The following is a 24,473-nucleotide window of genomic DNA, read 5'->3' on the forward strand; positions in this document are numbered from 1 at the left end:
TTGACTGAAAAGGATTTTATGATGTATAATTAAAATAGGGATAATTTACACAAAAATCCATTACTGGTGTATCTATATAAATTTACCACAGTTTCTCATTTTTATCAATGTATTTACACGACCATAATTGTTGCAAATTCAAAGGAAGAAAAAACCCCATTTTACAAGACAAATGACTTACAAAAAATGATATCCAAATATCCAATCATTTAGTGTAGCGTCAGGAAAATACGGATTTACAACGTTAAGAAATTCCAATATTAAAAATCCCTATTTCTTAGTATTAATATTAAGAAATTGGGCTTTTTTCGTTACCCCATTAAAGCGCCCTATAATTGAATAAAAACCTAATTGATTTTTATGTCCCAAGGAGAAGAAGAAGTACACTGCCTGCCCAAAGAAAATATGCAAGTTGAGTTAATATATACATGGATAATTAACAAAAAGCATGACATAAAATTGTCATGCTTTTTTGCCTATTAAAAAATTCTTTTCGTACATTATTATTTTTTCAGTATATTAACGTAAAAACTCATTAATTCAGTGGTATTTTTCATTCTTTATACTAACTTTAAACAGTACAAACAATTTTCATTACCCATTAGCGGACTTTTTTTCCTTTGGACACTCTCCTACATCACCCGCTTAAACATCTTCTCCAGTTCATACGTCGAATGATGCACAAGTATAGGTCTACCATGCGGACATGTGTAAGGATTTGTTGTTGTACGCAGTTCTTCTAGCAAAGCAAATATTTGATCGTTCGTTAAATATTGATTTGCTTTGATCGATGCTTTACAGCTCATCATAATGGCTGCTTCTTCACGCAGTTTTTTTATATCGACTTTTTTTAGTTTGACAACTTGCTGCATCATTTCATCGATGATTTCTATTTCCTGTCCTTTTGGGAACCACGTTGGATGCGAACGAACGATAAAGGATTGATGACCAAATTGTTCTAAGAATAATCCTACCTTTTTCACTTCCTCTAATTGCTCTTCGACACGTAAGAATTCAGTGAGAGATAAATCAATACGATATGGTACGAGCAATTCTTGTACTTCTCTCGTTACTTGTCCTACTTTATCACGGAAATATTCATAATTGATTCGCTCTTGCGCTGCATGCTGGTCAATCATATATAAACCTTTATCATTTTGGGCGAAAATATAGGTTCCATGCATTTGCCCGATTGGATAAAGCGGTGGTAAGTCGTTTCCATTCATTTCGATTTCTTGGATTTCTGCTACTTCTTCTAATTCAAAATCTTCCTCGCTGTTATCCCATTCATTCCCGTCTTGGACAGATTTTCCAATCATTGATTTAGAAAGTTGCCAACTATTTTCTTCTTTTACTAAAGATTCTGGTGGCTGCCATTCCTGCTTCGGTGGTTGCCAAAGTAAATTTTTGTTTTGTGGTTTGGCTTGGATTTCTTCTTGTTTCTCATCCATTCCAGTCGGTAAGACGATGTTTGGCAGTGGTACTTCTTTCGGTTTTGTATGTTCAAAATGAAATTGCTCTTGTACACTTTCATCTTTTTCTTTTTTCTTTGATGTAACACCAGCATCTGGAATGAGCTGTATTTTTTTAAACGCGTCCTGCAATGTTTTTTCAATCAATTGCAGTAATTCCTGCTCTTTACTAAAACGCACTTCTAATTTCGCTGGATGAACGTTCACGTCAACTAACATTGGATCCATCTCGATTGATAAAAAACCGATTGGATAACGTCCCACTGGAAGTAATGTGTGATACCCTTGCTGAATTGCTTTCATTAAGACATAGTTTCGAACGTAACGGCCATTTACAATCGTAGATATGTAATTACGAGATGCTCTCGTTACTTCAGGTAACGTTACATATCCACGAATGGTAAAGTCCAATGATTCCGCTTCAATCGGAATGAGTTTTTTCGCAACTTGAATGCTGTAAATTGCAGCAAGTACTTGCCTCACATCACCATTCCCTGAAGTGTGTAGCAGTTTTTTCTCATTATGAAACAATTTCAAAGATACTTCTGGATGGGACATAGCAATGCGATATACAATGTCTGTAATATTCCCAAGCTCTGTATGAATTGTTTTCATATATTTAAGGCGTGCTGGCGTGTTAAAAAACAGATTTTGAACCGTAATATCTGTCCCTTTACGGCTCGCTGTTTTTTCCTGCATTATAATATCTCCGCCCTTAATAATAAGATGTGTACCTGGTGCATCTCCTGTACTTGTGACTAACTCTAATTCACTAACAGATGCGATACTTGGCAATGCCTCACCACGGAAACCGAGCGTGCGGATGCGAAATAAATCATTTTCATCTTTAATTTTACTTGTTGCATGTCGCTCAAAAGCAACAATACAATCTTCTTCAGCAATGCCATCTCCATTATCAATGATGCGAATTTTTGATAATCCAGCTTCTTCTAAGTGGATTTCAATAGATGTACTATTCGCATCGATGGAATTTTCGACAAGTTCTTTTACAACTGAAGCAGGTCGTTCGACTACTTCCCCTGCGGCAATTAAGTTAGAGAGTTGATCATCGAGTTTGCGAATTTTCCCCATCTACTTACTCATCCTTTCTTTAACTTTTTCTGCAAACGATACAGTTCATTTAAGGCTTCTAGAGGAGTCATATCAAGTAAATCGATTTTTTTAATTTGTGTTAATACAGCTGTTTCTTTTTGATCAAACATAGGCTTGTCTTCTTTTTTCACAGGCTGTTCTGTAGTAAAGAAAGATAGCTGTGATTCTGCAGGTTCTTCTTTCTCTTCTAGCTGCGGTTCTGATTTTTCTTTTACAACGACTGGTTCTTGGACAATTTCTTCTTGTACTTTCACTTCCACTCGTTTTGGAATGATGATTTCCTCTTGCCCTTCTAGCTGCGCTAACACTTCTTTCGCACGAGCAATTAAGCTATCTGGCAGTTCAGCAAGCTGGGCAACGTGAATACCATAACTTTTATCTGCTGCACCATCTTGAATCTTATGCAAGAAAACAACTTTTCCGTTTTCTTCAATAGCTGAAACGTGTACATTTTTCAGTCGCTCTAAGCTTTCTTCTAATACAGTTAGTTCGTGATAATGTGTTGAGAATAATGTTTTCGCTCCAATTTGATCATGAATATGTTCTATGATTGCTTGTGCGAGTGCCATACCGTCATACGTAGATGTACCGCGTCCAATTTCATCAAATAGAATTAGACTTCTTTCCGATGCATTCGCAATTGCATTTTTCGCTTCTAACATTTCGACCATAAATGTACTTTGACCTGAAATTAAATCATCTGCTGCACCTATTCTCGTAAAAATTTGGTCAAATACAGGTAACACCGCTTCTGTTGCTGGTACAAAACAACCGATTTGCGACATAACAGTAATAAGTGCTAATTGACGCATATACGTACTCTTACCAGACATATTTGGACCCGTAATTAAAAAGACATCCATATTTTCAGGCATCATGCAGTCATTTGGAACATACAATTTGCCGTTCAATACTTTTTCTACAACAGGATGGCGACCATCTTTTATAAAGATTTCACGTTTATCTGTTAAAACTGGTTTTACAAATTGCTCTTCTTCACTTACCGTTGCAAAGCTTTGCAGTACATCTAGTTCACTAATAACTTTCGCTAGATGCTGTAATTTAGGAATAAACACCTTTACTTCTTCACGAAGTACAGTGAATAAATCATATTCTAGCTGTACAATTTTTTCTTCTGCCTCTAAAATCAATGTTTCTTTTTCTTTTAATTCATCTGTGACGAAACGTTCTGCGTTTGCAAGTGTCTGCTTACGCTCATAGCGCCCCTCTGGGAGAGCAGAAAGATTTGCCTTTGTCACTTCAATATAATAGCCAAAAATACGGTTGTAACCAATCTTTAATGATTTAATACCTGTAATATCACGCTCACGTTTTTCAAGCTCTGCAATCCACGTTTTTCCGTTCTTACTAACATAGCGATATTGATCTAATTTGTCATTATAGCCATCTTTTATAATATCCCCATCTTTTATAGAAAGCGGTGGGTTTTCTTGAATACTTCTTCCTAGTAACTCTGTTAAACTTTCACATGGATCAGCGCCTTGAATTAACCTTGCTGCATAAGAATTGTCTAATAAACTAATGGCCTCTAAAATAGCTGGCACTTGCAGAAGTGAACGTCTTAATTGCAGTAAATCACGCGCATTTACGTTACCATATGCGACTTTTCCTGCTAAACGCTCTAAATCATACACTTCTTTTAATTTTTCTTTTAAATCTTCACGTAAAAAATAGTCATTCACAAACGTTTCAACCATTTCTAAACGTTCTTCAATGTTGTCTTTTTGTATAAGTGGACGTTCCATCCACTGTTTTAACATACGGCCACCCATAGCTGTTTTTGTTTTATCTAATAGCCATAATAAAGATCCTGTTTTCTCTTTTGTTCGAAGTGTTTCTGTTAACTCTAAATTACGCTTTGAATGTACATCAATTTTCATAAATTGATTTGTATAATAAATATCTACCGGCTGCAAGTGATCCAATGAACGTTTTTGCGTTCTTAATACATAATTCAATAAGCGTCCCACTGCTGTAACTAATTTCGTTTGCGTCACACTTTTAACAAGGTGTTCCAACCCTTCAGGAATCTTCGTTGCATCTTCATATGAAATTGTCATTTTCAATGTTTCTGTTAGCTTGTTTAGCTCATCTTTTGAAAATGTAGAATCTACAACAATTTCTTTTGAACCTGTTGCATACACCTCTAATAAAACATCTTCTACCGTACCCGTTAATAGTGTCACTGTATTTTGTCCTGTTGTTAAATCATTACAAGCCAGTGCATAAGAACCATCTTCAAATTGAGTTAACGCCGCTAAGAAGTTGTTTTCTTTCTCATCAATTGTGCGCCCTTCCATCATCGTTCCTGGCGTAATCAATTGAACAACTTCACGTCTTACAACACCTTTTGCTGTTTTTGGATCTTCTACTTGTTCACAAACCGCAACCTTATATCCTTTTTCAACAAGCTGTTCAATATAGTTTTTTGCTGCATGATATGGGACACCACACATCGGTATACGATCACTACTCCCACCATCTCGGCTTGTCAATGTAATTTCAAGCTCATGTGCTGCCTTTATAGCATCCTCAAAGAACATTTCATAAAAATCTCCTAAACGGAAAAATAAAAAGGCATCTTGATAATCTGCCTTGACCTTTAAATATTGTTGTATCATCGGGGTGTACTGTGCCATTTGTTTCCTCCATACTTCATAAAAATGTGCTATATTTATATGCCGCACTTCACGGACAATTTCCTCTCCACTTATAGGAGTCTCTCTTCATTATAGCACATTTTCAATACAAAATAGTTCCATCCAGTATGACTAATACTATGTAAAAAGCTAGGAAGAAATTCTCCCTAGCTTTCTATTATTCTTCTTCTGCATCTACAATAAAGTTTGGATCTAACTCTTCAAATTCATCATCATCTACTTCAAAGCTATCCTCATCCTCTGGACATCCATCTGGATTTACATTTACACAAATTTTTGTTTCACCGACAACTTCTGTTACAAATTCACGCTCTACCGTTACAACAATTTTGTTATCATTTGGTGAAACAATTGCTTCTAAACAATTTGGATGTTGAATAACGCGGGCAATAATTTCTAAATCTTCACCTGAAAAATTTTTGTCACGATATCCAATATTGATTTCATCCGTGTAACTAACACGTTCTGTTACAACTTCTGTTTTTGTGTTTTCATCAAATGAGTACCACGTATTCACATCGTAGTATCCTTCAATTTCTACAGCCTTCCCATTCTTTCTTGCTTCATATGTGTGATTAATTACCCAACATCCGAGAATACTTGTCGGCTCATGATTTGATTCACATGTATGCGTTGACTTTGTATACTTACGTCCTTTGCCCACTACTGCCTTTGTAATAATCTCTCTAAATTCGGACATTCGGAACCCTCCTCAATCAATATTCACTTAATCATATGCGTGACAATAGCGGAATGTGTCATTCTTTTTTTGACAAAAGACTATAGAGCAAAATAAAAACAAAAAAAGAGATGTCCATAAGACATCTCCCTTAACAATCACAATTCCCTTTTTTACTCTCTACTTCAGCACCCGTTTCACCTTTTAACACATTGCCACCAGTTGAAATTAAAATTTCATCCGTTACGTTATTAGAAATGGTACTTGCTACAAGCTGCAGTAAATCATTTACATATGTTTGTGAAGATTTAAATTCCTGTACAACCGGAATGCTATCAAGTTTATCTTGCAGAGCATCTATTTCCGCTTCTATTTTTTTCAATGCTTCCCATTTTCCATAATGCTGTAAGTTTACGGCTTGTTTTTGCAGCGCTTTAATTTCATCAATTGCACGTTTTACATTTTCATTTTTATGAATTTGCGCTTCCGCACGTTTAAAGAAATCCACTTCTTCTGTTTCAGAAATCATTTCCGCTAATTTTTTCGCTTGCTCAACAATTTCATCTTTTGTATAAACTTTCATCTATTATTTCACCTCGAGTGGCTCCTCAACCAATTCCCCGTTTAGAGACCAAGTTTTTGCTTCCGTTACTTTTACTTTTACAAGCTGACCGATTGCATATTTTGGAGCTACGAAGTTTACAAGTTTATTGGTACGCGTATAGCCTGCAAGCACGTCGGGATTATTCTTACTTTCTCCATCAACTAGTACTTCAACGATTTGGCCTTTATATCGTTTATTCTTTTCCATAGAATATTCATTAACCAATGCATTTAAACGTTGTAAACGCTCTTTTTTCACTTCCATCGGTACATTATCCTTCATTTTTGCAGCAGGTGTACCTTCACGTGGAGAATAAATAAATGTAAATGCACTATCAAACCCTACTTCGCGATATAACGACATCGTTTCTTCAAACTGCTCGTCTGTTTCATTTGGGAAACCAACGATAATATCAGTTGTTAATACTGCATTCGGAATCGCTTCTTTAATTTTACGTACAAGTTCTAAATAGTGTTCCCGTGAATATTTACGTGCCATAATTTTCAACATATCTGTACTTCCAGATTGCACCGGTAAGTGGATATGTTCAACTAAATTACCGCCTTTTCCAAGTACTTCAATTAAGTGATCATCGAAATCACGTGGGTGACTTGTCGTAAAGCGAACACGTGCTATATCAATCTTACGAAGTTCATCCATTAAATCGCCAAGACCATATTCTAAATCTTCAAAGTCTTTACCGTATGCGTTTACGTTCTGACCAAGCAACGTAATTTCTTTATATCCATTTGCCGCTAAATGACGAATTTCATTAATAATATCTTCTGGGCGGCGACTACGTTCTTTACCACGTGTATATGGTACTATGCAATATGTACAGAATTTGTCGCATCCATACATAATATTTACCCATGCTTTAATATCACCACGACGTACTTTCGGAAGGTTTTCAATTACATCCCCTTCTTTAGACCATACTTCAACAACTGTCGCTTTTGAGAACATCGCATCTTTTAAAATGTACGGCAAACGATGAATATTATGTGTACCAAATACCATATCTACATGCTGGTTTTTTTGCATAATTTTATTTACAACAGATTCTTCTTGAGACATACAACCACACACACCAATTAAAAGATCTGGGTTTCTTTGTTTTAATGGTTTTAAATGACCAAGTTCACCAAATACTTTATTCTCAGCGTTTTCACGAATGGCACAAGTATTTAATAGAATCACATCTGCATCTTCTGTCGAAAATGTTGGTTCATATCCAAGTGTTGTAAAAATACCAGCCATTACTTCTGTATCATGTTCATTCATTTGACATCCATAAGTACGGATATAAAACTTTCTTCCGGCACCAAAGTTACGAAACTCTTCTGGCAAACCAAAATCACGTTCAATTTTAACTTCTTCTTTTCCGCGTTTTTTCGCATCTTTTAAAGAAGGCGGCTGATATACACTTTCAAAGTATTTACTGTAATCTTTTTCTCCTTTTTTCATAGAAGAATTGGCTTGTTGACTTGCTAATCGTTGTTGCTCGTTCATGGGTAATCTCCTTTCAACCTTAACTATACACACTCTGTAGTCCATTCTAATGACAATCAGACCCATCTTAAAGATTAGGATAGTTTGAGAGATAACTTGCCCCTTTGAAACTCGAGTAATCGATCTAACCATCCGTAAGAATGGAGTCTTCCCGACACCAATAGACATTCCCTTTTTTGTTGTTTTAACCTTGTCCTTTTAAATAACATGTTATTTTATTCCTATACACACTATCATAGTATAAAGTGTTTAGCTAAATTTAACAACAAAGAGACAGTATCATACCCACGTACTACAGCGCACAAACCAATTTTTTCTGGCAAGACGATACACTATCATTTTATCATTCTGAATTTTCCGAGTAAACAAAATGTATTAAAAAGTTAACTCATTTTGTTTACTCACCATGTAAATAAAAAAGCTGCCATTAAGCAGCTTTTTTATTATGATTACATAAATTCAGCAACGAGTTCATCAAACATTTTTTGATCCATTTGTAAATCAGCTTGCACTAAAGGTTTTTCGCTATATCCCTTTACAAGTTCTTGGTAAGAAGGCTGCTCTGTATTTTGATAAATTAAGCCTGTTACTAAACCTTTGTTTTCCATTAATGTTTGCATAGCAATCATACGATTAGATGGATCGTATCCTTCGACTGTGCTTAATTTTGTTAAATTCTCTTTAAACCAGTCATACGTATTTACTTTATTATAAGTTACACATGGGCTAAATACATTAATTAAAGAAAATCCTTTATGCTGAATTCCAGCTTCGATAAGCTGCGTTAATTCTTTTAAGTCACTAGAGAAGCTTTGTGCAACAAATGTTGCACCCGCTGTTAATGCCATTTCCATTACAGATAATGCTGGTTCAATTGAACCTTGCGGTGTACTTTTCGTTTTAAATCCCGCTTCGCTACGTGGTGAAGTTTGACCTTTTGTTAAACCGTAAATTTGGTTATCCATAACGATGTACGTAATGTCAATGTTACGACGAATCGAATGAATTGTATGTCCCATACCGATTGCAAAGCCATCTCCGTCACCACCAGATGCGATAACTGTTAAATCACGGTTTGCCATTTTCACACCTTGTGCAATTGGAAGTGCACGCCCATGAATACTATGAACACCATACGAATTAATATAACCTGAAATACGACCTGAACAGCCAATTCCAGAAATAACAGCTAATTCATCTGGGTTTAAACCAACGTTAGCTGCTGCACGTTGAATTGCAGCTTGCACCGAGAAGTCTCCGCAACCTGGACACCAGTTTGGTTTTACACTGTTCCGAAAGTCCTTAAATGTTGCCATTTAATACAACCCCTTTTTTGCATTCGTTGTAAATTTCTTTTGGTAGGAATGGATTCCCGTCATATTTTAACAGACTAGAAATTTTCTCACCAATGCCAAGATTCATTTTCATAATGTTAGCAAGCTGACCAGTTGCATTGTTTTCTACTACAACAACGCGTTTTGCATCCTTTACAAGTGGAAGAATTTCATCAGTTGGGAACGGATGAATTAAACGAACATGAGCATGATTTACTTTTAATCCTTCTTGCTCTAAACGCTCCATTGCTTCTTCAATTGCACCACGAGTAGAGTTAAAGCCAACTAACAATACATCAGCTTCATCATACTTAGCATTTTTGTAAACAGGGGTATTAAACTTTAAATTCTCCATTTTACGGAAACGTTTGTCCATTTGTGCTTTACGATTCAGTGCTGATTCAGATGGTTTACCAGTTTCATCATGTTCTACACCTGTCACATGGTGAACACCATTTTTCATACCAGGTAAAACACGTGGTGAAACACCATCTTCTGTCACTTCATAACGTTTAAAGTAAGCTTTATTTTCACGATCTGGTAACTCTGCCTGTAAATCAAGCTTACCGCGGCGAATTTCTACTCTGTCTAACTTCAATGGTTCTACTGTTTGCTTTCCTAAAGAAAGCTGTAAATCTGTTAAGAAAATAACAGGAACTTGATATTCTTCCGCTAGGTTAAATGCTTCTACGATATCATAGAACGCTTCTTCAACAGTACTTGGCGCCATTACGATTTTTGGAATTTCACCGTGTGTCCCGTAAATCATCGCCATTAAATCAGATTGCTCTTGCTTTGTTGGTAAACCAGTACTTGGACCACCACGCTGTGTATCAACGATTACAAGTGGTGTTTCTGTAATACCAGCTAAACCAATTGATTCCATCATTAAAGATAAACCAGGTCCTGCTGATGCTGTTAGGGTACGTACACCCGCATAGTTCGCACCAATTGCCATTGTACAAGCAGCAATCTCATCCTCTGTTTGGATGACTGTTCCGCCTACTTTTGGCAATTTTTTAATTAAGTATTCCATAATTTCAGAGGCAGGTGTAATTGGATATGCTGACATAAAGCGCGCTCCACCAGCTACTGCGCCAAATGCAATTGCATCGTTACCGATCATAAACATACGTTTTTGACCATCAGCTTTTTCAAGCTGCATCATATTCACTTTCTCACCAAGTAATTCTTTCATATATTGAGAGCCGCGTTTGATTGCTTCCATATTCTTTTTAACGACTTGCTCTCCCTTGCGACCGAAAATTTCTTCAACAACTTCTAAATATACAGTTTCATCTAACCCTAATACTGCACTAGATGCCCCAACGGCAACCATGTTTTTCATTAATGATGTCCCTAATTCAGAGGCAATATCTGTAAACGGTATTGCATATAGATTTACATCTGAACTTTCTGGTATAGTTGGATTAAATTTTGCATCTGCAACAACAATTCCACCTGGTCGTAGTTCGTGGAAGTTAAAATCAATTGTTTCTTGATCAAAAGCAATTAAAATATCTAAATCATCTGATATTGCGCGTACTTCAGTTGTACTTACGCGAATTTTATTATTTGTATGACCACCCTTAATTCGTGATGAAAAGTGGCGGTAACCGTATAGGTAATACCCTAAGCGGTTTAATGCAATACAGAAGATTTCTCCTGTACTTTCAATTCCTTCACCTTGTTGTCCTCCAACTTTCCATGAAAGTTGACTAATCATCTCCTACACCCCTTTTGGCTGCATTCATTGTAGTGTATTTTTTTACAGTAATAGTGTAGCACTTTTTATGCAAAGAAACTACAATGGACACAAATTATACCTCTTCAGACTTCCCTGAATGTTTTGCATAATCTTAATTCGTCTACAATTCTAGCCTTACAATGAAAAAAATGCAATAATTTGGCCTGAATTTCATTAGAATTTTTTAATTTTTCTAACTTTTTATTTTCAAATAAAAAAACAATAAAAAATAAGAAACTAGAAAGAAATATGATTAATGAAATTATCATATAAAAAGCTTTGAACATTTGTTTCACTGTATCGCTTACTCAGTTCATTGATTACATATTCATAACGCCGATACGCTTCCACACCGACAACCATTTCTGTGATACCATCAAAATCCGAACCAAATCCTATATTGCGCTCTCCTCCGAGCGAACAAATGCGCTCCACATGCCGTAATATGTCATCCATATAAGCAGGCCTATGGTTGGTTAAAAACTCTGGAACGAACGTTACACCAATTACACCATCTTTTTGAATAAGTGCTTGTACTTGTTCATCTTTCAGATTACGCGGGTGCTGACAAAGCCCATAACAATTTGAATGTGATGCAATTGGATATTGAGCAATTTCCATCACATCCCAAAAACCTTTTTCATTTAAGTGAGACACATCTGTCCATAAACGAAACGAATTCAGCTCTTCTACAACCTTCTTACCAAACGCAGTAAGTCCCGCTCCTCTTGTTTCCAGTGCTCCATCAGCTAATAAATTCGCATGATTCCACGTGAGTCCCATAGATCGGACTCCTAAACGATAGAGCGTGCGCAATTTCATCATTTCTTTTCCAATTGCTTCGCCGCCTTCTAATGTTAAAATCGCGCCAATTTCATTTGATTCTAACTGCGTTATATCTTTTTTTGTCTGAATCAATTTCATGTTTGGTAACGATAAAATCTGCTTATAAAATATATCTATCATAGCTAACGTAGCTTCAAAACGTTGTTCATATGGTACGATTTCAGGTACATATATCGCAAAGCATTGTACGCTTCCTTTTCTTTGCTCCAATTGTTCAAATGTAATATGTAAAGACGGATCATTTTGAAAATTCTTCTTTCCTTTTGCACTCCATAGTTGCCATAGTACATCACAGTGCGCATCAAACACTTTCACTTTCATTTCCCCTTCCCCATAAAAACAACCTGTTTGCATAAAAGCAAACAGGTTGTTCAAACTTAACGAGGTTCTACAATTAATTTTATTGCTGTACGTTCTTCACCATCAATCATAATGTCTGTAAAAGCTGGGATACAAATCAAATCCAAACCACTAGGCGCTACAAACCCTCTTGCAATTGCTACTGCCTTCACAGCTTGATTTAATGCACCTGCGCCAATAGCTTGGATTTCTGCTGTTCCGCGTTCGCGAATAACCCCAGCAAGTGCACCGGCTACAGAGTTAGGGACCGAAGTTGCTTTAACTTTTAATATTTCCATTCCTCGTTTCCTCCTCGTTTCTTTAAAAAGTATTAGCGATTGATTTCACTTTAACTTATATTCACGAGGGGAGACATGTATTCCTGCTAAATTTCTGTAATTTTTCTAAAAAATTAAAATATAATGTTTTTTCTAACTTTTAAATGATCTTATTCGAAAAATGGCTGATCATCATTGATTAAAATACGTTCAATTTTTTTCGCTTTTCCTGTATTTGGATCCACATCAATTAATACTGCACTTAGTTGCGTTCTTCCATTTGTTACTTCAAAACGTACAGGTAAATTCGTTAAAAATTTCTTCAGTACAGCTTCACGATCCATACCTAAAATCCCATCATACGGACCAGTCATTCCAACATCTGTAATATAAGCTGTTCCGCTTGGCAAAATACGATTATCTGCTGTTGGAACATGCGTATGTGTCCCTACGACTGCCGTAGCACGTCCATCTACGTACCAACCAAGCGCCTGTTTTTCACTTGTTGTCTCAGCATGAAAATCAATAAAGATAATATTTGTACGTTTTTTCGCAATGTTAATTAATTCATCTACTTTTCGGAACGGGCAATCAATTGGCGGAAGGAACGTACGTCCTTGTAAATTAATTACCGCTACTTCGGTACCGTTACAATTTACAAAAATAAGTCCTTTTCCCGGTGTTCCCTCTGGGAAATTGGCTGGTCTTGCAAGATATTTTGCATCATCAATAAACTCAAACACTTCACGGTTATCCCAAGCATGATTCCCAAGCGTAACTGCTTGTGCACCACACTCTAAAAAGTTTCGGTAAATTTTCTCTGTAATACCACGGCCACCTGCAGCATTTTCTCCATTAATAATTGTTACAGTAGGCGTATATTTTTTCTTTAACGCCGGTACGTATTGTTGAATCATACCTCTTCCAGGGGATCCTACTACATCTCCAACAAATAAAATTCTCATATGTCTTACCCTTTCTATGTACTACTTATTTTATTACTCACTAATAAGAAAAACAAACTGCTCATTAAAACTCTTCTTCCATTCTAGCCAACTAGAATGGAAATCGAATAAAGTGATTTGCAAACGATTTATTTTATATTGCCCAATCCCAACACAAAAAAATAAAGTGGTGTTTCACCACTTTATTTTGCGTATTCCACTGCACGTGTTTCACGAATAACTGTTACTTTAATATGTCCTGGATAATCCAGTTCATTTTCAATACGTTTTCGAATATCGCGTGCTAAACGATGGGCTTCTAAATCATCGATTGTATCCGGTTTTACCAAGATGCGAACTTCACGTCCTGCTTGAATTGCAAAAGATTTTTCTACTCCTTCATAGGATTCTGAAATCTCTTCTAACTTTTCAAGACGACGAATATAGTTTTCAAGCGTTTCACTACGAGCTCCTGGTCTTGCAGCTGATAACGCATCCGCTGCTGCAACTAAAACTGCAATGATGGAAGTTGGTTCTGTATCACCATGGTGAGATGCGATACTATTAATAACAACCGGATGCTCTTTATATTTCGTTGCGAGTTCAACACCAATTTCAACGTGACTACCTTCTACTTCATGGTCAATTGCTTTTCCGATATCATGCAATAGACCTGCACGTCTTGCTAGTTTTTCATCCTCGCCAAGCTCCGCTGCCATAAGTCCTGTTAAGTACGCTACTTCCATAGAGTGTTTCAACACATTTTGTCCATAACTTGTACGGTATTTCAAACGACCTAAGATTTTAATTAAATCTGGATGTAATCCGTGGACACCTACTTCAAATGTTGTTTGTTCCCCAACTTCGCGAATATACTCATCCACTTCACGTCTCGATTTTTCGACCATTTCCTCAATACGTGCTGGGTGAATACGTCCATCCTGTACGAGCTTATCAAGAGCGATACGAGCTGTTTCACGACGAATTGGATCGAACCCTGATAGGATTACCGCTTCTGGCGTATCATCAATAATAAGGTCAATACCTGTTAACGTTTCTAACGTACGAATATTACGACCTTCACGCCCGATAATACGTCCCTTCATTTCGTCATTTGGAAGATTTACAACCGAAACGGTTGTTTCAGCAACATGATCAGCTGCACATCTTTGCATTGCAAGAGATAAAATCTCTTTTGCTTTCTTATCCGCCTCTTCTTTCGCACGAACTTCACTTTCTTTTACCATAACGGCAATTTCATGAGAAATTTCACTTTCCACTTTCCCTAAAATGATTGCTTTCGCTTGTTCGCGTGTCAGATTGGAAATGCGCTCTAATTCCGTTTGTTGCTTTTGAACTAACTCTCCCACTTTGCTTTCCAACTCTTCAATCTGTTGTTGTCTCGCTACAAGAGATTCCTCTTTCTTTTCTAACATCTGCTCACGTTTATCGAGCGTCTCGTCTTTACGATCAAGGTTCTCTTCTTTTTGCATTAAACGATTTTCTTGTTTTTGTAATTCGCTTCTACGATCACGAATTTCTAATTCAGCTTCTGTACGAAGTGTATGAATTTCATCCTTTGCTTCTAAAAGCGCTTCCTTCTTAAGTGCCTCTGCTTCACGATTTGCATCTTCTAAAATGCGTCTCGCTTCGTTTGCTGCACCATTAATCTTCGCTTCTGCAATAGACTTTCGAACAAAAAAGCCAACAACTGCACCGACTGTTGCAAGCAAAATGGAGATGAGTATCCAAATTAATGTACTACTACTCATGATTTCACCTCCCCTTGCCATGAATGAAAAAAGACTGTCGGCATGTACATTAATTTGCAACGTACAGCAAAGACCGTCGCCCCGCTTTTTAAGGGACTTTCTTCATTTCACAATTAAAATGTCATATTATTATTTCGAAAAGGTATAGAACCTACTCCGAATGTTACTTCTCTTCTAGAGAAGAGTGTATCGTATATAAGAAAAAATATACATTCTCATTGTATCTATCGCAATTTTCATTGTCAAGCGTTGTCTACTTTTACTTTCTTTACCTTTGTCATATAAATCTCCTTTTAACGAAAAAAGTTTATATTCACCAAAGATGACACCCCTTACCTAATCAGTTTTAACAAGGGAGAACGCCTGAATGAAAGGCCTTGCTACATATTATTGTGAAATAAAAAATAAAAGACACGAAATCGTGTCTTTTGTTAATCTAGAATAGCACCTTCTTCTAAGTTTCCAGCATCTTCACCAATACCATGATGTTCACGAATAAAGAATGCAATTTCATCTCTTAATTCTGGATTTTCTTTTAAGAATTGTTTTGCATTTTCGCGCCCTTGTCCTAAACGTTCTTCATTATAAGAATACCAAGCACCACTTTTTTGAACGATATCAAGTTCAGAAGCCATATCTAAAATTTCGCCTTCTCTTGAAATCCCTTCTCCGTACATAATATCAACTTCAGCAACACGGAAAGGAGGTGCTACTTTATTTTTCACTACTTTTATTTTTGTTTTGTTACCAACAATATCATTACCTTGCTTTAATTGCTCAGCGCGACGCACTTCAAGACGAACTGTTGAATAGAATTTCAACGCACGACCACCTGGAGTTGTTTCTGGGTTCCCGAACATAACCCCAACTTTTTCACGAATTTGGTTAATAAAGATTGCAATTGTTTTTGATTTGTTAATCGCACCGGAAAGCTTACGAAGTGCTTGTGACATTAGACGTGCTTGTAAACCGACGTGAGAGTCACCCATTTCTCCTTCGATTTCCGCTTTTGGTACAAGAGCCGCTACAGAGTCAATTACGATAATATCAATTGCACCGCTTCGTACTAAAGCTTCTGCAATTTCTAGACCTTGTTCTCCTGTATCAGGCTGTGATAATAGTAACTCATCAATATTAACACCCAATTTTTGTGCATATACAGGATCCATCGCATGTTCTGCATCAATAAATGCTGCTTGTCCACCTTGACGTTGCACTTCTGCAATCGCATGTAAGGAAACCGTTGTTTTACCTGAGCTTTCAGGTCCATAGATTTCGATAACACGTCCGCGCGGGTAACCACCAACACCTAAAGCTACATCAAGTGCTAATGAACCACTTGGAATTGTAGAAATTCTACGTTCTGCCTGTTCTCCTAATTTCATAATGGAGCCTTTACCAAATTGCTTCTCTATTTGTTTTAACGCCATATCTAATGCCGCTTGACGATCACTCATTCAAAATTCCTCCTTAACTGAATTGCTAATCTTATTATACCTATTTTCATATCAATTTGCCAACAAAAATCGAACGTTTATTCGTTTTTTTGTTTTCCATGGAAAAAGTTTCATTTTTCATCACAAAAAAACTAGAAGAAACTCACATCTCTTCTAGTTTTTTGTATAAATGATAAAATCCATATTTCACAGAGCGTTCCCGAATTTGCTGACGACTTCCACTTAATTTAAGAGGAAAAACAAACGTTGGTTCATTCTTTATCGCTAAACCTACAAAAACAGTACCAGGCTCATTATTTTCCGAAGCACCCGGTCCTGCCACTCCAGTAAAGCTAATCCCAATATCTGCCTTCAATAGTGTCTTTACATTTTCAGCAAGATAACGAGCACATTGTTCGCTAACAGCACCGACTGTTTGTAAGGTTTCTTCAGGCACTTGTAAAACATGTTGTTTCACATCGTTATGATAGCAAATCACGCCGCCTTTAAAAACAGAAGATACGCCGGCATTTTCTGTTACTTGATTTCCAAACAGACCGCCTGTTAAACTTTCTGCACACGCTAAAGTTAAAGCTTTTTTCTTCAATAAATCAATCGCTTTATTATGAAGAAAATCTTGATTATATCCGTAGAAAAACTCCCCTACTCGTTCTAAAATCAAATCTTCTATATGTTGAATTAACACTTCCGCATGCTTTACATCATGGTGTTTAGCAGTCAAACGAAGCGTTACTTCTCCATCTGAAGCTAGCGGAGCAATTGTTGGATTCGTTTGACCATCAATTAAGTCTTGAACTTTCACTTCCAGTTGGGATTCTCCAATGCCGAAAAAACGAAGAACACGGGAATATATATGCTCTTCAGTTGTAAGGTTACGTAAAAACGGCTCTACGTAGCTTGTATACATCGGTTTCATTTCTTTTGGCGGGCCCGGTAATAAAATATAAACCTTCTGGTTCTTAGCTAGCCCCATACCCGGTGCCATACCATGATCATTTGCAAATACAGTCGATCCCTTCAAAACAAGTGCTTGTTTCTTATTATTTTCTGTGAATTCGCGTCCTGTACGTTTAAAATACTCGCCAATTGACGTTAAAGCCTCTTCATCATAAACAAGTTCTTCTTGTAAGGTTGAAGCAATGGTTTCTTTCGTTAAATCATCTTTTGTCGGTCCTAATCCACCAGTAAAAATAAGTATATCTGCACGCTTCTCAGCAATTTGAACTGCTTCTTGTAAACGATGATTATTATCACCTACAACCGTATGATAATACACATTAATTCCGATGGAAGCTAACTTTTCAGATAAAAACTTCGCATTTGTATTTGTAATTTGCCCGAGTAACAATTCTGTTCCAACCGCAATAATTTCGGCATTCATTCCGATTCCCCCATAAGCTGTTATTTTGAATTTACAAAAGCAGCTCTATTTTTCCAGAAATAGTCCCAGCCAGAAATAACCGTAAAGATAAGTGCAATCCATATGAAAATATCCGCAACCGGAATATGGATTAAATTTAACGGTACATCATGTAATAAATATGCTGAAATCGCGATAATTTGTGTCCATGTTTTAATTTTCCCTAACATATTCGCCGCAACAACCTCACCAGTTCCAGCCAATATAAGACGTAATCCTGTTACAGCAAACTCACGGCTAATGATTACAATAACGATCCAAGATGGAACATATTGCATTTCTACTAATGTAATAAGCGCTGCTGAAACAAGTAACTTATCAGCTAATGGATCAAGAAACTTACCTAGATTCGTCACGAGATTATACTTTCTTGCATAATGTCCATCAATCCAATCTGTAGCTGAAGCAACAATGAAAACTATCGCTCCTACTAAATGTTGAATTGGTAAATCTACATTTCCAACTGTATATGTTCCCCAGTTAAAAGGAGCTAACATAATTACTAAAAAAATTGGAATTAAGCAGATTCGAGATATTGTAATTTTATTTGGTAAATTCACAGCTATTCCTCCATCATGTCAAAAACATTTGTTCATTGGAAAAAAGTCATCGAAGCGATGACTGTTATTGTGCAGGTTGTCCTACCCCTAGATTTTTAATCACTAATCTTTGGTGATATTCCTTTTCTGGATCTAGTGGGAAAGCAACAACTTGGCCATTCAGTTTAATTTCAACATTCGGTGCACTTCCAATGTTGAGAAGTACTTCTTTTGCTGTTGTTAAATCATGTTTTTCTGTTTGACCTTCTTGAAGTGTACCATTAAAAACGACATTTCCACCTTCATTTTTAATGTCTACATAACTTGCACCCTTCGCTGTAATTTCTAACTCCAGTGCTTTATTATTATGAATTTCCAAAGTAGATACCTTACCACTTGTTCCAACAAGCTTCACTTCTTCTTGTCCAGCAGGTGGCTGTTGTGCTGGTGGTTCTTCTTTCTTTGGCTCTTCTTTTTTAGGTTCTTCTTTTTTAGGTTCTTCTGCTTTTACTTCTTCTTTCTTTTCATCAAGCGGAGAATTTTTCGCCTTCTGTACTTCTATTTGTTCACTTTTCGTTTGTTTTACTTGTCCTTCATCTTTTCCAATTAACCATTGGAAAACAAACCACACAGCTACCCCTACTGCAATTACCAATAATGCAATCAATATTTTAGACATATGATCTGCTATTGGAAGCGATGCTGCTTTTTGCATGGTTTCTTGTGTTTTTTGACCTTTTGATATTTGCGGTACATCATGAGATTCAGATTGTGGTACTACGCTTTGATACTCTACAATCAACTCTTCTCCGTTCAGACCAACCGCGTCCGCATATTGTTTAATAAATGCACGTGCATAAAATGCACCAGGCAATATACTATAATCGCCCTCTTCAATTGTTACTAAATACCGTTTTTGAATTTTTGTTACCTCATGTAGCTGATCAATAGATAAGCCTTTCGCTTCTCTTGCTTCCTTCAGCTTTTGTCCTAATTCCGTCACTACTAACACCTCAATATTTCTTTAAAAGTCAAACATAGAGAAATTATTTTGCGCTCCTTGCTCAATTTCATCTACTAAATTATATTGAATTTCTTCATCATAATCGTTACGCAATTCAATAATATAATCAAAATCATCAAGTGTATATTCTGATTGACTCACAAATACATCTGGATGTTCGACAACTTTAGTTGCGGGTAATCTCATAATTTCACGAACGAGTTGCCAATGCCTTTCATTCGCACGCTTTGTTGAAACAATGCCATCTAATATAAAAATATTATCGTCACTATACTCATCTTCAATCAGTTGACTGCGTACAGTTTGTTTAATAAGAGTAGACGAAACAAATAGCCAACGCTTATTTGCACAAACACTTGCAGCAACGATAGATTCCGTTTTTCCAACGCGAGGCATTCCTCTTATTCCGATGAGTTTATGCCCTTCTTTTTTCATTAGTTCCGCCATAAAATCAACGAGTAAACCCAATTCATCACGAACAAAACGAAATGTTTTCTTATCATCTGCGTCTCGCTGTATGTACCTACCGTGCCTAACTGCCAACCTATCTCTGAGCTTTGGCGGACGATATTTCGTTACCGTTATATTATCCATCGTATTCAAAATTGATTCAAGTCTAGAGATTTGCTCTTGGCTATCACACATAAGCAACAACCCACGCCGAGCGTTGTCTACACCATTAATTGTGACAATATTAATACCAAGCATACCGATTAACGAAGAAACGTCACCAAGCAAGCCAGGTCGGTTTTTATGTATTTCATATTCAAAATACCATTCAATCATCAAATGTCACTCCCCCTGCTTACTTTACACCTACGTACTATATTATATGATTTTACGTTAATAGGGAAGATAAATGTATAATGAATCACGGTATTTTCAATACCTAAAAAAAAGAGAGGATTTTCCCCTCTCTTTTTTACTTATGTTGTACAAACTTTACCATTAAGTTAGCAATCATGTGTTGTTCTTGTTCATCAGCCACTTTCCAAAGCTCAGCTAATAATTTTTCTTGATCATTTCGCGCCTCTACTTCATTTGCCAAATAATCACCTACACGGAATGCCATATCTGAAACTGCACCACCATCAAGCCCTTTTCCTTGTGCCTGTTCTAAACGTTCTCCTAAAAAGCTTTTCCACTGGTCAAAATTCTCTAATACTGACATGTTTAAGCACCTCACTATTAAGTAATAGAATCATACTTAATTTGTACAATTTCTCACTTTTTATGTACATATTTTTATTTTAACAATGCCAGCCACCGTTTACTCCAATAATTTGCCCTGTTATATAGGAAGCCCCTGGTGATACAAGGAAAGAAACAGTTTTGGCGACTTCCTCTGGAAATCCAATCCTTCCAGCTGGAATCTCTTCTGCGATCTCTTTCTTGTCCTCTTCTGAAAACACACTTAACATTTCCGTCTCTATGGCCCCTGGTGCCACTGCATTTACACGTATACCACTTAGCGCAATCTCTTTTGCGAGCGCCTTTACATAAGAGTTTTGTGCACCTTTTACCATAGAATACAGCACCTCACAAGACGCTCCTACTTGTCCCCATATAGATGAAATAACAACGATATTTCCACTTCGCAGGCGGATCATCGATGGAAGCGCAAGTGAAAGAAGGTTATAAACACTCTTCACCTGCAATTCCACCATCTCATTCAATTGCTCATTTGTCACATCTGTCGCCAAACCAAATATACTTTTTCCAGCTGCATACACAATAACATCAATCGGATAATGAATTTGCGCCCAGAGCTTTTGCACGCCATCTACCACTGCTAAATTCGCTTGAACTGGAATAATTGCACCAAGTTGCTGTTCTAATTTTTTTATTTTCTCTTCACTTTTGTTGTAATGGACATACACCGTATAACCATCTTCAACTAATTGTTTCGAAATTGCAGAGCCAATTCCTCCGCTTCCTCCAGTCACTAATGCAAACTTTGTCATATGTATCCTCTCTTATCTTTCCTCTACAGAGAAACTCTTTCAAAACACTAATCTTATCATGTATTCACAAACAAATAATACCCCCACCTTACAATTCAGCAATAGCCAAAAGGTTAGGTGGGGGATAAACTGTCCGTAAAGTTCTAAATCGTAAGGCTTAAGCCCCACTTATTCATGTTTCATTTTATTTCTTCGGCAAGACTTGGCAAATACTCATTCTTTCTTCAGATAAAAATACTTTGGCTGCTTCTTGTAAATCTTGAACAGTTAATCCCTCTAAAACGGACAGAGCATCAAACAAACTAGATTCATTAAATGCATACCTTGTGAATTGATTTGCAATATATTCAGGTGAGTTAAGCGATCGTAAAAAGCCGCCAATTTTCTTTTTCTTTACACGCTCTAACGCATTCTCATCTAATTCATTATAATTAGTCTGTAGTAAAACACCTTTTAAACGTTCAGCTAGCTCATCAGGTTGCTTCGTATCACCACCAACCATCGCAAAACCAAAGTTACCTTCTTCTGTATAATCATAAGAGAATGAGTCATCAATAAGTCCTTCATTATATAAAGACTCATAATGAACTGATCCTTTCCCAAATAAATAATCTAAAAGTAATGTAAGCGCGATCTCTTGTTTTAAAAGCTCTTGCCCTTTTTCTTTAAGCCCAGTCGCCTTTATGCCTATTAAACATTTCGGTGTTTGAACAGGCATAGAAATAATTTTTTTCTTTTCATTTACTGATTCTGGTTCATCTTCAAACGAACGTACGATTTCTGGTTGATTTTTATAATCTTTTTTCGCCTGATTTTCACGTACTAAGTTCATTGTTTTTTCTGGGTCAATTGCTCCTACAACAAATAACAACATATTGCTAGGATGATAAAATGTCTCGTAGCACTCATACAATAAGTCTTTTGTAATTTTACTAATGGACTCAATTGTTCCTGCAATATCAATTTTAATTGGGTGTTTGACAAATAAACTATCGATTAAGCCAAAATACAAACGCCAATCCGGGTTATCTTGATACATTTGAATCTCTTGACCAATAATTCCCTTTTCCTTTTCAACTGTTTTTTCAGAGAAATAAGGTTCCTGAACAAAATTTAATAATGTATTTAAATTTTGTTCTACATTTGATGTACATGAAAACAAGTACGCTGTTCTCGTAAATGATGTAAACGCATTCGCAGAAGCACCTTGTTTACTAAATAACTGAAACGCATCATGATCTTCTTTTTCAAACAATTTGTGCTCAAGAAAATGAGCAATCCCATCTGGCACTCGAACCATTTCTTCTTTTCCAAGTGGAACAAACGTGTTATCAATGGAACCATATTTTGTTGTAAACGTCGCAAAAGTTTTATTAAATCCTTGCTTCGGCAATATATATACATCTAACCCATTTGGAAGCTTTTCATAATAAAGTGTTTCTTTTAATTGTTCATAAGAAATTTTCTCCATCTATTCTCCCTCCGTTCCGTGTAAAAAGTAAATCGTATCTAGCTCAATATTATTGGCAACCTTTACAATTTTCTCTTTTGTAACACGTTCAATTCCAGTTAACCATTCCTCTACTGGACGGGTACGTTCTGCAATGACGCCATGATAAAGCATTTCTACGAAACCACGCGGTGTATCAATTGCCTCTAAAATTTGGTTTTGAATTACACTCTTTGTTTGATGAATTTCTTCTTCAGAAAAGTCACCGTTTTGCATTGCTTTCATTTGCTCTTTAATAATCTCGACTGCTTTTTCATAATTTTTCGCTTCAATTCCCGACATAACAAAGAGAAGACCTTTATGACTTTCAAAACGCGACGCTGCATAATAGGCTAAACTGTTTTTTTCACGTACATTCACAAATAATTTCGAATGTGAGAATCCACCAAATAACCCGTTAAACAGCTGTAGCGCAAAATAATCCTCATCACGGTACGTAATATATGTGCGATATCCGATATTTAATTTACTTTGCTTTAATTCTTGTTTTTCAACAATTTCTTGTTCTTCATTATTTCGCTTATGAAGAATGACATTTTTGTCTTTTGCTGTACGAGGCGCGATTGAAAAGTATTTACCTACTAAGTCAACCGCATCTTCATCTATGTCACCAATGATATATAGATCCATTTCATCTTCCGCTAACACCTTTTGATAATAGCGGTATAAAGTTTCATTTGTAATGGAGGCAACGCGCTCTTTTTGACCATTTGCACTTAAACGATATGGTTCTACTTTACACATTTCTTCTATTAATCGTTCATTCGCATAGCGCATTTTATCATCATATGTAGCTTCAATTCGTTGCACGAGCGCTCTTTTTTCACTTTCTACAATTGATGATAAAAAACCGCTCCCTTCAGTTGCTGGGTGTAATACAATATCAGACAGCATAGACAGTGCTTTTTCAAACAACGGCGGTGCATCTTGTAAATATGTTTCGTTGGCAATATCCACATAAATAGAGATGATATGATCTTCCCCTTTTTTACTTACATCTACCGCCAGAGAAGAACCGTACAACTCCTCTAAATATTGGCGAAGACGAATTACAGATGGCAGTTTTTCTGTTGCACTTTGCAATACATATGGTAATAAAGCACGCTCTGTCACCGTTTCTTCATTTAAAGGTGCTTTAAGGCGAAATACAAATGTATTTGTTTTATATTTATCTGTCGGAATCATATGTACACGTAAACCACCTAGTTCATGCATTTGCTGTTCCATCAGTTTCATTT

At 36.5% G+C, this 24,473-nt stretch carries 20 protein-coding genes; all 20 read right to left on the minus strand.

The genetic code is table 11. From position 1 onward, the window contains the following. Positions 1–632: 632 nt before the first annotated feature. Positions 633–2,564, minus strand: coding sequence for a DNA mismatch repair endonuclease MutL (gene mutL / locus NSQ40_RS18905; RefSeq protein ID WP_003199434.1), 1,932 nt, complete (start codon positions 2,562–2,564; stop codon positions 633–635). Between the two features lie 8 nt (positions 2,565–2,572). Further along, positions 2,573–5,245, minus strand: coding sequence for a DNA mismatch repair protein MutS (gene mutS, locus NSQ40_RS18910; RefSeq protein WP_033796697.1), 2,673 nt, complete (start codon positions 5,243–5,245; stop codon positions 2,573–2,575). 178 nt (positions 5,246–5,423) lie between these two features. Next, positions 5,424–5,966 (minus strand): outer spore coat protein CotE, encoded by a 543-nt coding sequence (gene cotE, locus NSQ40_RS18915; RefSeq protein ID WP_003199431.1) that lies wholly within the window; start codon positions 5,964–5,966, stop codon positions 5,424–5,426. Between the two features lie 130 nt (positions 5,967–6,096). After that, positions 6,097–6,528: a RicAFT regulatory complex protein RicA family protein gene (locus NSQ40_RS18920; RefSeq protein ID WP_003199429.1), complete on the minus strand. Its 432-nt coding sequence runs from the start codon at positions 6,526–6,528 to the stop codon at positions 6,097–6,099. Positions 6,529–6,531: 3 nt separating this feature from the next. Then, the gene (miaB, locus tag NSQ40_RS18925) at positions 6,532–8,061 is read right to left on the minus strand and encodes a tRNA (N6-isopentenyl adenosine(37)-C2)-methylthiotransferase MiaB (RefSeq protein ID WP_003199427.1); all 1,530 of its coding nucleotides are present in this window, start codon (positions 8,059–8,061) and stop codon (positions 6,532–6,534) included. A gap of 449 nt (positions 8,062–8,510) precedes the next feature. Beyond that, positions 8,511–9,377 carry a 2-oxoacid:ferredoxin oxidoreductase subunit beta gene (locus tag NSQ40_RS18930; RefSeq protein ID WP_018764680.1) on the minus strand — a complete coding sequence of 289 codons (867 nt, stop codon included), beginning with the start codon at positions 9,375–9,377 and terminating at the stop codon, positions 8,511–8,513. Then, positions 9,364–11,121, minus strand: a complete 1,758-nt coding sequence (locus tag NSQ40_RS18935; protein WP_003199424.1) for a 2-oxoacid:acceptor oxidoreductase subunit alpha — start codon at positions 11,119–11,121, stop codon at positions 9,364–9,366. The genes NSQ40_RS18930 and NSQ40_RS18935 overlap by 14 nt, the downstream gene beginning before the upstream one ends. A gap of 258 nt (positions 11,122–11,379) precedes the next feature. After that, positions 11,380–12,342 (minus strand): dipeptidase, encoded by a 963-nt coding sequence (locus NSQ40_RS18940; protein ID WP_003199421.1) that lies wholly within the window; start codon positions 12,340–12,342, stop codon positions 11,380–11,382. 23 nt (positions 12,343–12,365) lie between these two features. Next, the gene (spoVS, locus tag NSQ40_RS18945; protein WP_000404341.1) at positions 12,366–12,626 is read right to left on the minus strand and encodes a stage V sporulation protein SpoVS; all 261 of its coding nucleotides are present in this window, start codon (positions 12,624–12,626) and stop codon (positions 12,366–12,368) included. A gap of 149 nt (positions 12,627–12,775) precedes the next feature. Then, positions 12,776–13,570, minus strand: a complete 795-nt coding sequence (locus NSQ40_RS18950; protein WP_003199419.1) for a TIGR00282 family metallophosphoesterase — start codon at positions 13,568–13,570, stop codon at positions 12,776–12,778. Positions 13,571–13,752: 182 nt separating this feature from the next. After that, positions 13,753–15,321, minus strand: a complete 1,569-nt coding sequence (gene rny, locus NSQ40_RS18955) for a ribonuclease Y (RefSeq protein WP_016115916.1) — start codon at positions 15,319–15,321, stop codon at positions 13,753–13,755. A 431-nt stretch (positions 15,322–15,752) separates the two neighbouring features. Beyond that, the gene (recA, locus tag NSQ40_RS18960) at positions 15,753–16,778 is read right to left on the minus strand and encodes a recombinase RecA (protein WP_003199415.1); all 1,026 of its coding nucleotides are present in this window, start codon (positions 16,776–16,778) and stop codon (positions 15,753–15,755) included. 142 nt (positions 16,779–16,920) lie between these two features. Then, positions 16,921–18,159 (minus strand): competence/damage-inducible protein A, encoded by a 1,239-nt coding sequence (locus NSQ40_RS18965; protein ID WP_003199413.1) that lies wholly within the window; start codon positions 18,157–18,159, stop codon positions 16,921–16,923. A 20-nt stretch (positions 18,160–18,179) separates the two neighbouring features. After that, the gene (gene pgsA, locus NSQ40_RS18970; RefSeq protein WP_018764686.1) at positions 18,180–18,758 is read right to left on the minus strand and encodes a CDP-diacylglycerol--glycerol-3-phosphate 3-phosphatidyltransferase; all 579 of its coding nucleotides are present in this window, start codon (positions 18,756–18,758) and stop codon (positions 18,180–18,182) included. 64 nt (positions 18,759–18,822) lie between these two features. After that, positions 18,823–19,749 (minus strand): helix-turn-helix domain-containing protein, encoded by a 927-nt coding sequence (locus NSQ40_RS18975; protein WP_003199408.1) that lies wholly within the window; start codon positions 19,747–19,749, stop codon positions 18,823–18,825. Between the two features lie 12 nt (positions 19,750–19,761). Continuing rightward, positions 19,762–20,547 carry a DUF3388 domain-containing protein gene (locus NSQ40_RS18980; protein WP_016115921.1) on the minus strand — a complete coding sequence of 262 codons (786 nt, stop codon included), beginning with the start codon at positions 20,545–20,547 and terminating at the stop codon, positions 19,762–19,764. 136 nt (positions 20,548–20,683) lie between these two features. After that, the gene (locus NSQ40_RS18985) at positions 20,684–20,932 is read right to left on the minus strand and encodes a DUF3243 domain-containing protein (protein WP_003199403.1); all 249 of its coding nucleotides are present in this window, start codon (positions 20,930–20,932) and stop codon (positions 20,684–20,686) included. A 79-nt stretch (positions 20,933–21,011) separates the two neighbouring features. Beyond that, positions 21,012–21,725: an elongation factor P 5-aminopentanone reductase gene (ymfI, locus tag NSQ40_RS18990; RefSeq protein WP_003209668.1), complete on the minus strand. Its 714-nt coding sequence runs from the start codon at positions 21,723–21,725 to the stop codon at positions 21,012–21,014. A 184-nt stretch (positions 21,726–21,909) separates the two neighbouring features. Further along, entirely contained in the window at positions 21,910–23,196 is a 1,287-nt protein-coding gene (gene yfmH, locus NSQ40_RS18995; RefSeq protein WP_003209671.1) for an EF-P 5-aminopentanol modification-associated protein YfmH, read from the minus strand. Further along, the gene (yfmF, locus tag NSQ40_RS19000) at positions 23,197–24,471 is read right to left on the minus strand and encodes an EF-P 5-aminopentanol modification-associated protein YfmF (protein WP_003199395.1); all 1,275 of its coding nucleotides are present in this window, start codon (positions 24,469–24,471) and stop codon (positions 23,197–23,199) included. Positions 24,472–24,473 lie beyond the last annotated feature (2 nt).

This window comes from Bacillus sp. FSL K6-6038 (assembly GCF_038050455.1).
Lineage (GTDB): Bacteria > Bacillota > Bacilli > Bacillales > Bacillaceae_G > Bacillus_A > Bacillus_A pseudomycoides.

Bases quoted from the DNA above. Each gene is read 5' to 3' on its own strand.
- mutS (WP_033796697.1), bottom strand. From the start codon at position 5,245: ATGGCACAGTACACCCCGATGATACAACAATATTTAAAGGTCAAGGCA.
- NSQ40_RS18950 (WP_003199419.1), bottom strand. From the start codon at position 13,570: ATGAGAATTTTATTTGTTGGAGATGTAGTAGGATCCCCTGGAAGAGGT.
- ymfI (WP_003209668.1), bottom strand. From the start codon at position 21,725: ATGACAAAGTTTGCATTAGTGACTGGAGGAAGCGGAGGAATTGGCTCT.
- mutL (WP_003199434.1), bottom strand. From the start codon at position 2,564: ATGGGGAAAATTCGCAAACTCGATGATCAACTCTCTAACTTAATTGCC.
- yfmF (WP_003199395.1), bottom strand. From the start codon at position 24,471: ATGAAACTGATGGAACAGCAAATGCATGAACTAGGTGGTTTACGTGTA.
- NSQ40_RS18935 (WP_003199424.1), bottom strand. From the start codon at position 11,121: ATGATTAGTCAACTTTCATGGAAAGTTGGAGGACAACAAGGTGAAGGA.
- NSQ40_RS18930 (WP_018764680.1), bottom strand. From the start codon at position 9,377: ATGGCAACATTTAAGGACTTTCGGAACAGTGTAAAACCAAACTGGTGT.
- NSQ40_RS18965 (WP_003199413.1), bottom strand. From the start codon at position 18,159: ATGAATGCCGAAATTATTGCGGTTGGAACAGAATTGTTACTCGGGCAA.
- miaB (WP_003199427.1), bottom strand. From the start codon at position 8,061: ATGAACGAGCAACAACGATTAGCAAGTCAACAAGCCAATTCTTCTATG.
- spoVS (WP_000404341.1), bottom strand. From the start codon at position 12,626: ATGGAAATATTAAAAGTTAAAGCAACTTCGGTCCCTAACTCTGTAGCC.
- cotE (WP_003199431.1), bottom strand. From the start codon at position 5,966: ATGTCCGAATTTAGAGAGATTATTACAAAGGCAGTAGTGGGCAAAGGA.
- NSQ40_RS18920 (WP_003199429.1), bottom strand. From the start codon at position 6,528: ATGAAAGTTTATACAAAAGATGAAATTGTTGAGCAAGCGAAAAAATTA.
- recA (WP_003199415.1), bottom strand. From the start codon at position 16,778: ATGAGTGATCGTCAAGCGGCATTAGATATGGCGTTAAAACAAATAGAG.
- rny (WP_016115916.1), bottom strand. From the start codon at position 15,321: ATGAGTAGTAGTACATTAATTTGGATACTCATCTCCATTTTGCTTGCA.
- NSQ40_RS18980 (WP_016115921.1), bottom strand. From the start codon at position 20,547: ATGATTGAATGGTATTTTGAATATGAAATACATAAAAACCGACCTGGC.
- NSQ40_RS18940 (WP_003199421.1), bottom strand. From the start codon at position 12,342: ATGCAAACAGGTTGTTTTTATGGGGAAGGGGAAATGAAAGTGAAAGTG.
- yfmH (WP_003209671.1), bottom strand. From the start codon at position 23,196: ATGGAGAAAATTTCTTATGAACAATTAAAAGAAACACTTTATTATGAA.
- NSQ40_RS18985 (WP_003199403.1), bottom strand. From the start codon at position 20,932: ATGTCAGTATTAGAGAATTTTGACCAGTGGAAAAGCTTTTTAGGAGAA.